Consider the following 13,878-nt stretch of genomic DNA (forward strand, 5'->3'; position numbering starts at 1 on the left):
CCCTATGACGACTTCTCACATTGACTCCGAATATCAAGCAAGTGCCATTGAGCCTCAAGTTCAACAAGACTGGGACAATCGCAAAGTTTTTAAAGTTGCAGACACTGTAGAGGGCAAACATCGCTATATCCTGTCGATGTTCCCTTATCCAAGTGGCAAACTGCATATGGGGCATGTGCGTAACTACACCATTGGTGACGTGATCAGCCGTTTTTATCGTTTAAAAGGTGAAACGGTATTACAACCAATGGGCTGGGATGCATTTGGTTTACCAGCTGAAAATGCCGCGATCGCTCATCAAGTTGCACCAGCAAAATGGACATTTGAAAATATCGCATATATGCGTGACCAATTAAAAAAATTGGGTTTATCTGTCGATTGGGATCGCGAATTTGCGACCTGTACACCAGAATACTATCACTGGGAACAATGGTTATTTGTTCAGCTTTATAAGAAAGGCTTGATCTATCGTAAGCTTTCAACTGTAAACTGGGATCCTGTAGACCAAACCGTTTTAGCCAATGAACAAGTTGAAAATGGTCGTGGTTGGCGTTCTGGTGCATTGGTGGAAAAACGTGATATTCCAATGTACTACTTCCGCATCACCGACTATGCACAAGAATTATTAGACGATTTAGATACATTGAAAGATGGTTGGCCGCAACAAGTGTTAACCATGCAACGTAACTGGATTGGTCGCTCTACGGGTATGGAAATTACCTTCCCATCGAGCAACACCGAAATTTATGCCGACGGATTAACGGTTTATACCACTCGCGGTGATACCTTAATGGGTGCGACCTATGTTGCGGTTGCGGCTGAACATCCAATGGCGTTGAAGGCTGCTGAAAATAATCCTGAATTGGCTGCATTCATTGAAGAATGTCGCATGGGATCGGTTGCTGAGGCTGATTTAGCCACAGCCGAAAAGAAAGGCATGGCAACCGGCTTATTTGTTAAGCATCCAGTGACAGGTGCAGACCTACCAGTTTGGATCGCAAACTATGTGTTGATGTCATATGGTTCTGGTGCGGTGATGGCCGTACCAGCACATGACGAGCGTGACTTCGAATTTGCCAATAAATTCAACTTACCAATCAAACAAGTGATTGATGCCAAAGGTGCTGATGATGCTGAATACTCAGCGACTGAATGGCAGGAATGGTACGGCTCTAAAGAAGGTAAATTGGTTAATTCTGGCGAATTTGACGGTTTAGATTTCCAAGCTGCTTATGATGCTTTCCTCGCAAAGTTAGAACCACAAGGTTTAGCAAATGCTAAGGTTCAATTCCGTTTACGTGACTGGGGTGTATCTCGTCAACGTTACTGGGGTTGTCCAATTCCAATGATTAACTGTAACACCTGTGGTCAGGTGCCAGTACCAGAAGATCAGTTGCCAGTGGTATTGCCAACAGATGTGGTGCCAGATGGTTCTGGTAACCCACTGAATAAAATGCCTGAGTTTTATGAAACTAAGTGTCCTAACTGCGGCGGCGATGCGCGTCGTGAAACAGATACCTTGGATACCTTTGTAGAATCATCTTGGTACTATGCTCGCTATGCATCTCCAGACTTTACTGGTGGAATGGTTAAACCAGAAGCTGCTCAAAACTGGCTTCCAGTCAACCAATACATCGGTGGTGTAGAACATGCCATTTTGCATTTACTTTATGCACGCTTCTTCCACAAATTAATGCGTGACGAAGGTGTAGTACAAGGTAACGAACCATTTACGAATTTGCTTACTCAAGGCATGGTGCTTGCAGATACTTTCTATCGTGAAGCTGAGAATGGTAAGAAGACTTGGTTTAACCCTGCGGACATCGAATTAGAACGTGATGAGAAAGGTCGTATCCTTTCTGCGAAATACTCAGGTGATGGTCAAGAAGTTGTGATCGGCGGACAGGAAAAAATGTCGAAGTCGAAAAACAACGGGATCGACCCACAAGCAATTATTGACCAATACGGTGCAGATACGGCACGTGTCTTCATGATGTTTGCTGCGCCACCAGACCAATCTTTAGAATGGTCTGATGCAGGTGTGGAAGGTGCTAACCGTTTCTTAAAACGCGTATGGCGTTTAGCTGCTGGATTCTTGGAAACGGGCAATCAAACAACTGTCATCGATACTGCGAACTTGTCGAAAGACGCACAAGATTTACGTCGTAAAACGCATGAAACCATCCAAAAAGTGGGTGATGACATCGAACGTCGTCATGCGTTCAATACAGCGATTGCAGCGTTGATGGAGTTACTCAATGCAACTAACAAGTTTGAAGCAAAAGATGATAATGATGCTGCTGTAGCACGCGAAGCAATCACTACGTTATTGATTTTACTTGCACCATTTGCACCACACTTGAGTCAAACATTATTGACTCAGTTTGGAATGGATTTAACTACGGTTGAATTCCCTCAAGTAGATGCATCTGCATTGACACGTAATACACAAACGATCGTTGTACAGGTGAATGGTAAACTCCGCGGTAAATTAGATGTCGCTGTCGATATTTCAAAAGATGATTTATTGACTTTGGCTAAAGCGCTACCAGAAGTTCAACAATTCTTGACGGGTCCGACCAAGAAAGAAATTGTTGTACCAAATAAACTTGTGAATTTGGTGGTTTAATTTCTTAGTTATGTTCCCTCTCCTCTCAGGAGAGGATTAGGGAGAGGTTATTTTCCTCATCCAACCTTCTCCTAAAGAGAGTAGGAACTTTATCGAAACAAAACCGCATCAAAGCCCGCTGTTATTCAACGGGCTTTGATTCTAAAATATGGTCAATTTATCAAGATTACATCTTCCGTATTTGATGGAAGATCATAAGGACAAAGCATGCATATAGCTCAACGTTTCGCTGCGATTGTTTTAACTTTAGGTCTAAGTGCAGGCTTAGTCGGCTGTGGCTTCCATTTAAAAGGCAACAATCCAGCGGCAACACCACTGGTTTACAACAAGTTGACTTTAGTCTTGCCCGACTACACCGATGAGCTTGAAAATCGTTTAAGTATTTATTTAACGGCAACAGGTATCCAGCTCAGCAACTCAAATGATGCTTATGTGCTCCGTGTACTGGATTATACCCCTCGCCGCCAACTTCTTAACGGTAAATTAACTGAAGTGCTTCTTCGTTTAACGGTAACTTTTCAGATTGAAGATCGTGAGGGTAACAAAATTACTGAACCTCGTACTTTAACGGCTTCACGTACCTACCAATACGATGTAGCAACGGTAAACACCGATAATCAGCAAGAAGCATATCTTAATCGTATTGTGATTGATGATGTCGCACAGCAAGTGACACGTCAAATTGCAGCGAACCGCCTTCCTAAAGCTCAATCTTAATTCTGATTTATGAAACTCGATTATGTTCAGGCTTTAAAACGTGTTGCAGAAGCTCGTGGTGCATGGATTATGCATGGGCAAGAGCCTTTGCTTGAACAGAATCTACTGGATGCGTTTCGCAAAAGCTGGCAAGAGCAAGAAGTTGAACGTCAACGTTACGACATCAGCAGCGCCAATGACTGGAAAAATGTTTTTAATGCGCTAAATAGTTTATCTTTATTTTCGCAGCAACTTGCCATCGAAGTTCATGGCAATGTTAAACCTGATGCCAACGGCATCAAACAGCTCAAAAGTTATATCCAACATAATGAACATAACTTGTTGTTGATTGTTTTACCAAAGCAGGACAGTAGCAGTTTAAAATCTGCTTTTTTCCAAGTGGTCGAAGCAAATGGCGTCGTTGTTCCACTCACTGCAAATTATCCTCAAGACCGTCAACGCATTCTAACCATTGAAGCAGAAAAGCTTGGCATTCAACTCAACAATGATGCATGGCAATGGTTGATGCAGCACCACGAGCATAATTTGCTGGCCGCAAAAAATAGTTTGATGCGTGTTGCAGATACTTTTCCTGACATTCAGCAGATTCAAATCGAACAGCTTTATGCGTGTTTACAAGATCAATCGCGCTACACCACTTATGATTTAAGTGATGCTCTATTGCTAGGTAATCTAGCTCAGTCGGTCAAAATCTATCAATATCTGATCGCCGCAGGTGAACCCGACAGCCTTATTCTCTGGACGCTAAGTAAAGAAATGCGTTTGCTAATGCAGTTATTTGAACAACCACATAATGCTATCCAACTGGGAATTTGGAAAACCAAAGTCTCACAGTATCAACAAGCATTGCGTCGATTAAATCCAAGACAGTTTTTAACGTGGTCTGATTTATTATTGCGCATTGATGCTGCAATTAAAGGAATGTCTCAAGAGAACTCAGAGCATTTAATGCTGCAAGCCATCAGTGAACTCTGTGGACGCACATTATTTACCCCATCGATCTAAACAAAAAATTAAATAGAGAATAATTCTCATTTTAGGTTAAAAATATTCACGCTTTATCCTTATTTCACTTTTATACTAAATAAAATTTTTAACTTTGCACTCGTCCCATGCCAAAAATGATTTCTAAAAAGATGAAACCTGTAAAAACAATCATCATTGTGGTCTGTATTATCGTGATTGCTTTATTAAGCTGGCTCATGTTAAAGCCTAAAACAGAAACCCCACAATACATCACGGCTGAAGTAGGACGTGGTGATATCGAAAATTCAGTTTTGGCAACAGGAATTTTAGAGGCCACGAAAATGGTCAGCGTGGGTGCACAGGTTTCTGGTCAGGTCAAAAAAATGTATGTGCAACTTGGCGACCAAGTCAAACAAGGGCAACTCATCGCTCAAATTGACTCAGTACGCCAAGAGAATGAGCTAAAAACAGCGGAAGCCAATATCAAAAATCAACAAGCTCAACTGGCCGTACAACAAGCCAATCTCGCCAAGGTTGAAGCCGAATATAAGCGTCAACAAACCATGTTCAGCCAAGATGCCACCTCTCGTGCTGAGCTAGAATCAGCACTAGCAAGTTATAAAACAGCACAAGCTCAAATCGCAGCAATTAATGCACAAATCGAACAATCACGTCTAACGCTTGCAACAGCTAAAGAAGATTTAGGCTATACCAGCATTGTTGCACCGATGGATGGGACAATTGTGGCGATTGTGACTGAAGAAGGCCAAACGGTAAATGCGAACCAAACTGCTCCGACCATTGTCAAACTCGCAACGCTAGATAACATGACCGTCAAGGCGCAAATTTCTGAAGCAGACGTAATGAAAGTGGAGAAAGGTCAAACGGTTTATTTCACAACGCTGGGTAACAGTGAAAAGAAACACTATGCAAAATTGCGTCAAGTTGAGCCTGCTCCAAATTCAATCAATACTGAAACCTCAAGCAATAGCTCTTCATCCTCATCAAATTCGGCTGTTTACTACAATGCGCTATTTGATGTGCCAAATGAGGATGGCAAATTACGAATCGACATGACAGCACAAGTTTACATTGTCTTAGCTGAAGCTAAAAATGTACTAACGATTCCTGCGGCAGCGGTACAAAGTAGCAAACGCCCTGCTCGTAAAGATCGTGCTGCGCCTGCATCAAATAATGAAACCGAGCAACGTCCGAATAACCGCCTTGAGCTAAGTCCAGAACAGCGTCAACTGGTCGCTGACGGAAAAGCCAGTATCGCAAGTGTACGTGTCATCCAAGCAGATGGTTCTGCCAAAGCACAACCAGTATTGGTGGGCTTAAACAACCGTGTCACAGTTGAAGTCATCAAAGGTCTTAAACAAGGTGATCAAGTAATCATTGCTGATGGTTCAGATAGCTCAAATGATGCAGCCAAACGCAGTAGCCAGCGTGCGATGAGAATGTAATATGACTCAAGATCAAATTCATTCAAGCAAACCACTGCTCGAAGTCAGTAACCTGACCCGTGAATTTCCCGCAGGGGAAACCACGGTCCAAATTCTCAAAGGCATCAATTTAAAGATTTATGCAGGTGAGTTGGTTGCGATCGTCGGTCAATCAGGATCGGGCAAATCAACCCTAATGAATATCCTCGGTTGTTTAGATAAACCGACTGAGGGAAGTTATTTGGTCAATGGTCGTGAAACACGGCAACTTGAACCTGACGAACTCGCGCAATTACGCCGTGAATATTTTGGATTTATTTTCCAGCGTTATCATTTATTGGGTGATCTGAGTGCATCGGGCAATGTCGAAGTTCCTGCAATCTATGCAGGTGTAGACAATCATTTGCGCCAAGAACGTTCCGCAGAGCTGTTGTCTGAACTCGGATTAGGAGAACGTTTACATCATCGCCCAAGCCAACTTTCAGGCGGTCAACAGCAACGTGTATCGATTGCACGTGCTTTGATGAATGGTGGTGATGTTATTTTGGCAGATGAACCGACGGGTGCATTGGACAAAAATAGTGGTATTGAAGTCATGCGAATTTTGCGTGAACTCAATGCCAAAGGTCATACCATTATCTTGGTGACCCATGATCTAAATGTTGCCAAAAATGCAACGCGTATTATCGAAATCAGTGATGGTAATATTATTTCGGATCGTGCCAATACGCCTGAAAATACTGATCCAGACCTTGAACATCAACCGTTGCAACGGGAGCCGCAAAAGAAAACTTCTGCTTGGCGTTCTTTCTTTGATCGTCTCGGTGAAGCTTTTCGCATGGCACTGCTTGCAATGAATGCTCATCGCATGCGAACCTTTTTAACCATGCTTGGGATTATCATCGGGATCGCATCTGTCGTCTCTGTTGTGGCGCTCGGGAATGGTTCGCAGAAACAAATTCTAGAAAATATTAGCAGTCTCGGAACCAACACCATCACGGTCTATCAAGGTCGGGGGTTTGGTGATACATCAAGGGCCTCCCAAGTCAAAACTCTTGTTCCTGCGGATGCTGATGCATTAGCTGAACAGCCTTATGTCGATGGGGTAAGTCCATCTGCAAACACCAGTGTAACGTTACGTTTTAAAGATACCGAAGCTTCCGCAACCGTAAATGGTGTGAGTGAAGACTTTTTCTATGTTCGAGGCATGACCTTCAAATCGGGACAACCTTTTGACAAAGCTGGTGTCACCCAACGTGCACAGGATGTGGTGATTGATGCCAATACAGAAAAGACTTTTTTTGCTGATGGTACCAATCCTGTCGGTCAAGTCATTCTATTGGGAAGTGTTCCAAGCCGAATTATTGGTGTCATTGAGGCTGAAAAAGGCTTTATGGGGAATTCTGACAGTTTGAATGTCTATCTTCCCTACTCCACTGTGATGAGCCGTATGTTGGGACAGTCCAATGTTCGTAGCATCATCGTGCGTATTAAAGATGAATATCCAAGTACAGCGGCTGAAAATGCCATTCTGACTTTGCTTGAACAACGTCACGGCGCACAAGATGTCTTTACTCAAAACTCAGACAGTATTCGTGAAACCATTCAGCAAACCACAGCCACGATGACTTTATTGATCTCAGCGATTGCCGTCATTTCTCTGGTCGTAGGTGGGATTGGCGTGATGAATATTATGCTGGTTTCGGTGACTGAACGAACCCAAGAAATTGGGGTGCGTATGGCGGTCGGTGCAAGACAAAGCGATATTTTGCAGCAGTTTTTGATCGAAGCGATCTTGGTCTGTCTGTTAGGCGGTGTTCTTGGTGTCCTGCTCTCTTTAGGCATTGGTCAAATCATCGGGCATTTTGCCAAAGGCGTGATTGAAATGAGTTACTCAACCACTTCAATTGTTGCTGCCTTTGTATGCTCAAGTTTAATTGGTATCGTTTTTGGTTTCTTACCAGCACGAAACGCAGCACAACTCGATCCAGTTGCTGCTTTAGCAAGAGAATAATAGCGAAAAAATCTATCCCAGAAATATGATACACGTGAACGTCATCCGCAACCTGCGTGGTATCAACAAAATATTATTTCTGCGATAGATTAAGATAATTGAAAAAATATGACAGGTTTTGCGGATGACAATGGTTTTGCCTACTTTTCCCGAAAGAAAAGTAGGTCGAGCCGAAGGCTTAACCTGAAAAGGGATGAGAATTCGATAAGACTCCGTCTCGATAATCATGCTCTTTCAAATTATTAAAGGAATGACAAACAATGTTATTCAAACCACATAAAATCGCTCTTGCACTTTGTCTCAGCACTTCCTTAGCTGGCTGTTCTGCTGTGGTCAAAACACCGTATAACGCACCAACAGTCCAAGTACCACAACAGTTTCAGTACGATGCTCAAAAAAAACAAAATGTAAAACTGACTGATCAATGGTGGACATTATTTAATGATGCTCAACTCAACCAACTGGTTGATCAGGTTTTGGCTAAAAACAGTGATCTTATCGTTGCGGGTATCACCTTAAAACAAGCCCGCTTACAAGCAGGATTGGCAGAAAATAGACAAGGACTGCGTACCAGCTCCAGTGTATCTACAGGTCATAACTATGACCTACGCTCAGGAAATGGCAGTGATCGTGGCTTATCCACCAGTGTTGGCGTGAGTTATGAGTTAGATTTATTTGGAAAACTCGCCAATCAAACTGAGGCAAGTCGTTGGGAAGCTCTTGCAAGCGAACAAGACCTCCAAGCAACAGCGCAAAGTCTTGTTGGTACAACAGCAAAGTTATACTGGCAACTGGGCTATCTGAATGAACGTTATCAAACAGTTCAACAGAACTTAGCATCTACACAAAAAATATATGAATTGGTTCAATCTCAATACCGAGCAGGTGCAGTTTCGGGTTTAGACCTTACTCAAGCGGAACAATCGGTACAAAGCCAAAAAGCCAGTTTGAGCCAAATTGAACAACAACGTGTTGAGGCACGCACTGCCATTGCGGTACTGCTTCATCAACCTGTACAACAATTAAATATTCAAGAACCTGCCCAACTACCAAGGAATGCTTTGCCAAATATCGGAGTCGGTTTGCCTGCGGAAATCTTATCTCGTCGTCCAGATCTGCAAGCTTCGGAATTACGTTTACGTAAAACCCTTGCCAATAAAGATGCGGCCAAAGCGAGTTATTATCCATCGATTAATCTGACAAGCAGTGTCGGTGCTTCGAGTACCTCTTTGACTCAATTGCTACAAAATCCAGCGTTAACCTTGGGTGCAAGTTTAAGCCTACCCTTCCTTCAATATAATGATATGAAGAAAGATATTGCGATCAGCGATCTGGAATATGAAAAAGCAATTATTCAATATCGCCAGACGCTATATCAGGCTTTTGCTGATGTAGAGAATGCTTTATCCAATCGAACTCAGCTTGATCAACAGGTGCAATTGCAACAACGTAATCTAGAGCTAGCGGATAAAACAGAGCGATTAACGGAGGTTCGTTATCGTAATGGTGCGATCGCTTTGAAGAATTTACTGGATGCTCAAGCGACCACCCGTAACGCACGACTCAGTTTGGTTGAAACCAAACAGAATCAGTACAATGCTTATGTGACCTTGATGCAGGCATTGGGTGGAAGCCCGATCAAACAATAGTCTATCTAGACTATTGTTTTAATTCTGCTTGGTCTTCCGTATTGGTATGAATCAACTGAGAAGATTTCACTTTATCTTGGGCATCAAATACAACCTCATATGAGAGTTTTTGCCCATTAAAGTAGATCTCAGTTGGTGAACCAATAATTTCCCATAGACCAATTGTGGCAATATCCGCAGTCGTGTGCCACAGTGTGCGGCTGATTCTTGCTGCTTTTGAATATCCTTGTTGAAAGGTATAAATCTCTTTACGTTCGCCATTTATGGTTTCTGAGGTGACTGGCGCACCCAATTCAGAAATCACGTTATTACGATGTTTTCCGACTTCTAAAACGGTCAAGTTCTTTTTATGCGGTTGGTTACTTGCCATAACCGCTGCACAACCTTGTAGCGATAGTAGCATCGCTAAACCGAATACAATGATAATTTTCTTCACGTTATGATGACCTTCCCCGAAATGTTAAAATAATATGTTTATCGACACTCTATTTAAAAATTTTCGATTAAACAAAAAACCAGCATTAATTATCATATAAAGTATGGGATGACAAATGATTAATTATACTTATTGATATATTTTCAATAGATCGCTTATTGTCGAATTAAATATAAGATCAAAGTTTATGAAGTGATGTTGTCCATAGCTTTTCTGTTGACGTAAATATTGCTGTTTTATATGCTGATCGAAATACAGATAAAAAGATAAAAGACTATTTGGTTATGCGGCAAAGTGCGCCGTTAAATTGCAGCTAATCAGTTCTCAGTGCATTACATATATTCGGTGAAATAGTGGACAAAATAAAAGTACCTTCTATTGAAGACTATCAAAATCATACAGGTTTACACTATAAAAACCTTTGGAAAGAAGTTGGTGAAAATTGGAGGTGTCCAGCTTGTCGTAGGACAAAATTCCAAATAATGCGCTGGACTAAAAGATTTCCAAATACCCCAAGAGCATTTATGGATTGGGTAGCGGCACTTCATCGCCATCATGATCATTCTGTTAGTATATTTAATCAACAAAATTCACGTTTTTGTGAGACAGTTATTTGTGACCAATGTAACTCTGCTGATGGGGCTGCTAAAAGGAACCTTATGTTACCTAAAGAGTTTTCATTTTCACCTTATGAAATTGGTCAGTTCGTTATTACTACCCCACATGGAAAACATCAGATTAATTTCCATCTAGCTTGGTCAATATACCAGCAATTGAACCGACCCAATTAACGACGTGTTATCAATAAAGATATGGAAGAGATTTATGGCGAATAATTGGCATATCCCCGCTGATTTAGAAAGGGAGATCAGACAGCGAGACAGAGCTTGTGTTTACTGTGGAAATGAATTTCTATCGCATAAAGAATCTATTAAAGCATCTGCAAGCTGGGAGCACATCATAAATGATGCATCGATAATCACACGAGAAAATATCTGTCTATGTTGTCGTGGTTGTAACTCTAGCAAAGGTCAAAAAAAACTCTTAGTTTGGCTGCAAACTAAGTATTGCAAACAGCGTAATATTACTGAGAAAACAGTTTCCTTCATAATCAAACAGGCAATCGCAAATGAACTGTAATGCGACAAATAACAAAGAGATACTGTCGGATAGATTTTCTACAGAATTATATGTAAAAGAGATTTTTAAATGACTGAAGAAAAAATGGTAGAGGTCTTTGTTCCAGCGTTGGTGACATTATTTATCAGGGCAGAAGAAATTGCTAAAAGACCGCTTTCAAAAGAAGAAATATTACGAATCCGAGATAGTGCCACAGTTATTATGACTCCGTTGTCAGTAATGCCTGCTTTATTGAAAAGCCGTGGCTACCATGATCTTTATGCTCCTGAAGTATGGGAACAATGGCAACTTTATCGTGAAGGTGAACTTGATCTCAGTGTTCGATAAAATGAAAAAAATCTCATTATCATTTTTGGCAAGCGCGACATTTCTCATTGTCGGTCAAGTTTAGTTTTTATGGCAAAGTAGTTAGGCTAGATGATTAGCATTATTGAGAACTTAATTAAGGCGCTATGTTCATAAGCGCAAAATGAGAAAACCCTATGGCAGCATGGCAATTTAAAGTCTGCTTAATTCCCCAAAGCTGGTTCAACACGAATGGGATAGACATTTCTAGATTTTATGATGCAGAAGGTAATTATGATGCCTCTTTTACTTGGAAAAATCATCCAGTAAATGATGTAAAAGGTGAAATTATAAAATATTACCCCTTATCTAAATCATGGCATGAGGACATAGTTAGTTTCGGAGATGAAGAAAAAACTGACGGACAAGTATGGTATGAAGAAGGTGTCTTAGAAAACATTCAGTTTCGAATAGATATGCGTGGCAATTTTGTTTTAGATATTGAACAAATTATTGCTATTGCACAAAAGTTTTCTTGTGTATTTTTTATACCTGAACAAAAGTGCATAGCTGAACCAAATGTATTTAAAGTAATCAGTCATATTAAAAAATCAAATGCATATTTATTCGCTAAAGATACTGAACAATGGTTTAGCAGTATAGAAGACTATAATAAGTGAGTTCAAAAGGTGGGGGATATTTTTATAATTTCACTATCTTCTAAAAAATAAAGCCGCTATCAAAGCGGCTTTATCAAATAAATTAGATTAATCTAATTATTCATCATCCATCATCGACTGGCTCATACCTACCGTATTGAAGCCACCATCAACATACATGATTTCACCCGTAATACCCGAAGCCCACGGTGAGCAAAGGAATAATGCAGCATTCCCCACTTCTTCAATCGTCACATTACGTTTTAGTGGCGCAATCTTTTCATTCGCATCAAGCATTTTACGGAATGATTTGATACCAGATGCCGCCAAAGTACGGATTGGACCCGCTGAAATCGCATTTACACGAATACCATCTGCACCCAAGCTAGAAGCTAAATAACGAACACCTGCTTCTAAAGATGCTTTTGCCATACCCATCACGTTGTAGTTTGGCATCACACGCTCAGAACCTTGATAAGTCAAAGTCAATAAACAACCTTGGCGTGCTTGTAATAAAGGCTTCGCTGCACGAGCCATCGCAACAAAACTATAAGCACTAATGTCATGCGCGATTTTAAAACCGTCACGGTCTGTCACGTCTGTAAAATCACCATCAAGCGTATGTGCTGGTGCAAAACCGATTGAATGCACCACACCATCTAAACCATCCCAATGTTTTGCAAGTTCGACAAAGGCATTATCAATTTCTTCATCTACTGCCACATCACAAGGAAAAACCAAGTTTGAGCCAAATTGTGCTGCAAAATCATCAACACGTTTCTTTAACTTTTCATTTGGATAAGTAAACGCTAACTCCGCACCTTCACGATGTAAAGCTGCAGCAATACCGTAAGCAATTGATAATTTGCTAGCAATCCCAGCAATTAAAAAACGTTTACCAGTTAAAAGTCCTTGTGACATCTTATTCTCACTCGAAAAATTTTCACCCATGATGCCAATATTCCGTGTTTTTCGGAATTGCATAATGCATCTTTTTTCTCAATCCTACAAAAAAACACGCTGAAATCGCTTGCATCTCCCTCAGTTTAAAAATGACGTCAGATGCATAAAACGATTCAGCGTGTTTAGTTGAAGTCGATAAAACAACTCGAATCTATGCTTACTTCTGAATTAAGCTCAATAAGCGCATAAATGAATAATACATCCAAACCAAAGTTGCCAATAACGCGATACTACATACCCACTCAAAGTTTTTAGGTGCATTTTGAGCAGCAGCATTTTCAATCAAATCAAAATCTAAAATAAGATTTAAGGATGCAATTACCGCAACAAAAGCAGCAAAACCAATTCCCAACCAATTGCTTTCAAAGATATAAGGAATGGTCGAACCAAGTGCAAAACTTAAAAAAATCTGTACGACGAATACCAATGCAATCGCAATCGAAGCAGAAATGACTACAGCCTTAAACTTCTCTGTAGCACGAATCACTTGGAACTTATACAAAGCAAACAAAACCAAAGTGGTCACAAACGTTGCAAGTAAAGCTTGTAATGGCACACCAGGAAATTTCACTTGGAAAATGAAAGAAACACCACCTAAAAATGCACCCTCAAATAAAGCAAAAGGAATCGCCAAAGCTGGGGCTGTATTTGGTTTAAACGTGGTGATTAAACCAAGCGCAAGACTACCAATAATACCGACAATCGTCGCTGCATAAGCAATTGAAAAATTAGCAGTCATCGCACAATATAAAAATAATGCAATGCCTAATGCCGCTGCAATCACGGTTAATAGCACAGACTTCTGAATAGCCCCTTGAATGGTCATGGGCTCGGCTACATTACTATAGGTTTCAACACGGGTTAAAATAGGGTTATCGCTTTGCATGTCTGCTCTCTTTTTATAGTTAACGAAATGAAAATGTGAGTGTAAGCGATTTTGCAATTTAGCCCAATATTTTTTTACATTCGATAAAA

The 13,878-nt window shown here is 40.9% G+C and carries 12 protein-coding genes and 2 pseudogenes; 11 read left to right on the forward strand and 3 right to left on the reverse strand.

Translation table 11 applies throughout. The annotated features are described in order from the left end of the window. Window positions 1-4 precede the first annotated feature (4 nt). From leuS to F927_RS12570, 7 genes and pseudogenes are all read left to right on the forward strand, one after another. Complete coding sequence (gene leuS, locus F927_RS12545; protein ID WP_005085443.1) at window positions 5-2,629, forward strand: leucine--tRNA ligase; 2,625 nt, start codon at window positions 5-7, stop codon at window positions 2,627-2,629. 207 nt (window positions 2,630-2,836) lie between these two features. Further along, complete coding sequence (locus F927_RS12550) at window positions 2,837-3,346, forward strand: LPS-assembly lipoprotein LptE (protein ID WP_005085445.1); 510 nt, start codon at window positions 2,837-2,839, stop codon at window positions 3,344-3,346. Window positions 3,347-3,355: 9 nt separating this feature from the next. After that, window positions 3,356-4,351 carry a DNA polymerase III subunit delta gene (gene holA, locus F927_RS12555; protein WP_004637887.1) on the forward strand — a complete coding sequence of 332 codons (996 nt, stop codon included), beginning with the start codon at window positions 3,356-3,358 and terminating at the stop codon, window positions 4,349-4,351. Window positions 4,352-4,458: 107 nt separating this feature from the next. Further along, window positions 4,459-5,457, forward strand: a pseudogene (locus F927_RS12560) (efflux RND transporter periplasmic adaptor subunit); the annotation flags it as partial. 57 nt (window positions 5,458-5,514) lie between these two features. Further along, window positions 5,515-5,778 (forward strand): annotated as a pseudogene (locus tag F927_RS17465) (MacA family efflux pump subunit); the annotation flags it as partial. A gap of 1 nt (window position 5,779) precedes the next feature. Then, window positions 5,780-7,771: a MacB family efflux pump subunit gene (locus tag F927_RS12565; RefSeq protein ID WP_005085449.1), complete on the forward strand. Its 1,992-nt coding sequence runs from the start codon at window positions 5,780-5,782 to the stop codon at window positions 7,769-7,771. A gap of 260 nt (window positions 7,772-8,031) precedes the next feature. Continuing rightward, the gene (locus F927_RS12570) at window positions 8,032-9,420 is read left to right on the forward strand and encodes an efflux transporter outer membrane subunit (protein ID WP_005085451.1); all 1,389 of its coding nucleotides are present in this window, start codon (window positions 8,032-8,034) and stop codon (window positions 9,418-9,420) included. A gap of 10 nt (window positions 9,421-9,430) precedes the next feature. Here F927_RS12570 and F927_RS12575 read toward each other — a convergent pair whose 3' ends face one another. Then, window positions 9,431-9,856 carry a hypothetical protein gene (locus F927_RS12575; protein WP_005085454.1) on the reverse strand — a complete coding sequence of 142 codons (426 nt, stop codon included), beginning with the start codon at window positions 9,854-9,856 and terminating at the stop codon, window positions 9,431-9,433. Between the two features lie 353 nt (window positions 9,857-10,209). On the opposite strand from F927_RS12575, the gene F927_RS17295 reads away from it, so the two are divergent. From F927_RS17295 to F927_RS12595, 4 genes are all read left to right on the forward strand, one after another. Continuing rightward, window positions 10,210-10,647 carry a hypothetical protein gene (locus F927_RS17295; RefSeq protein ID WP_017394708.1) on the forward strand — a complete coding sequence of 146 codons (438 nt, stop codon included), beginning with the start codon at window positions 10,210-10,212 and terminating at the stop codon, window positions 10,645-10,647. A 34-nt stretch (window positions 10,648-10,681) separates the two neighbouring features. Continuing rightward, the gene (locus F927_RS12585) at window positions 10,682-10,996 is read left to right on the forward strand and encodes an HNH endonuclease (protein ID WP_005085457.1); all 315 of its coding nucleotides are present in this window, start codon (window positions 10,682-10,684) and stop codon (window positions 10,994-10,996) included. 69 nt (window positions 10,997-11,065) lie between these two features. After that, window positions 11,066-11,323 carry a hypothetical protein gene (locus F927_RS12590; protein WP_005085459.1) on the forward strand — a complete coding sequence of 86 codons (258 nt, stop codon included), beginning with the start codon at window positions 11,066-11,068 and terminating at the stop codon, window positions 11,321-11,323. A gap of 155 nt (window positions 11,324-11,478) precedes the next feature. Then, window positions 11,479-11,961, forward strand: coding sequence for a hypothetical protein (locus F927_RS12595; RefSeq protein WP_005085462.1), 483 nt, complete (start codon window positions 11,479-11,481; stop codon window positions 11,959-11,961). A gap of 96 nt (window positions 11,962-12,057) precedes the next feature. Here the strand turns inward: F927_RS12595 and F927_RS12600 are convergent, their stop codons facing one another. Further along, window positions 12,058-12,861 carry an enoyl-ACP reductase FabI gene (locus F927_RS12600; RefSeq protein WP_035367398.1) on the reverse strand — a complete coding sequence of 268 codons (804 nt, stop codon included), beginning with the start codon at window positions 12,859-12,861 and terminating at the stop codon, window positions 12,058-12,060. Window positions 12,862-13,060: 199 nt separating this feature from the next. Then, window positions 13,061-13,789 carry a Bax inhibitor-1/YccA family protein gene (locus F927_RS12605; protein ID WP_004637879.1) on the reverse strand — a complete coding sequence of 243 codons (729 nt, stop codon included), beginning with the start codon at window positions 13,787-13,789 and terminating at the stop codon, window positions 13,061-13,063. Between the last annotated feature and the right edge of the window lie 89 nt (window positions 13,790-13,878).

This window comes from Acinetobacter haemolyticus CIP 64.3 = MTCC 9819 (genome assembly GCF_000369065.1).
GTDB lineage: Bacteria > Pseudomonadota > Gammaproteobacteria > Pseudomonadales > Moraxellaceae > Acinetobacter > Acinetobacter haemolyticus.

What these genes read in the sequence shown, in the direction of transcription:
- F927_RS12600 (WP_035367398.1), bottom strand. Translation starts at nt 12,861, where the DNA reads ATGTCACAAGGACTTTTAACTGGTAAACGTTTTTTAATTGCTGGGATT.
- F927_RS12565 (WP_005085449.1), top strand. Translation starts at nt 5,780, where the DNA reads ATGACTCAAGATCAAATTCATTCAAGCAAACCACTGCTCGAAGTCAGT.
- holA (WP_004637887.1), top strand. Translation starts at nt 3,356, where the DNA reads ATGAAACTCGATTATGTTCAGGCTTTAAAACGTGTTGCAGAAGCTCGT.
- F927_RS12595 (WP_005085462.1), top strand. Translation starts at nt 11,479, where the DNA reads ATGGCAGCATGGCAATTTAAAGTCTGCTTAATTCCCCAAAGCTGGTTC.
- F927_RS12590 (WP_005085459.1), top strand. Translation starts at nt 11,066, where the DNA reads ATGACTGAAGAAAAAATGGTAGAGGTCTTTGTTCCAGCGTTGGTGACA.
- F927_RS12570 (WP_005085451.1), top strand. Translation starts at nt 8,032, where the DNA reads ATGTTATTCAAACCACATAAAATCGCTCTTGCACTTTGTCTCAGCACT.
- F927_RS12550 (WP_005085445.1), top strand. Translation starts at nt 2,837, where the DNA reads ATGCATATAGCTCAACGTTTCGCTGCGATTGTTTTAACTTTAGGTCTA.
- F927_RS12585 (WP_005085457.1), top strand. Translation starts at nt 10,682, where the DNA reads ATGGCGAATAATTGGCATATCCCCGCTGATTTAGAAAGGGAGATCAGA.
- leuS (WP_005085443.1), top strand. Translation starts at nt 5, where the DNA reads ATGACGACTTCTCACATTGACTCCGAATATCAAGCAAGTGCCATTGAG.
- F927_RS12605 (WP_004637879.1), bottom strand. Translation starts at nt 13,789, where the DNA reads ATGCAAAGCGATAACCCTATTTTAACCCGTGTTGAAACCTATAGTAAT.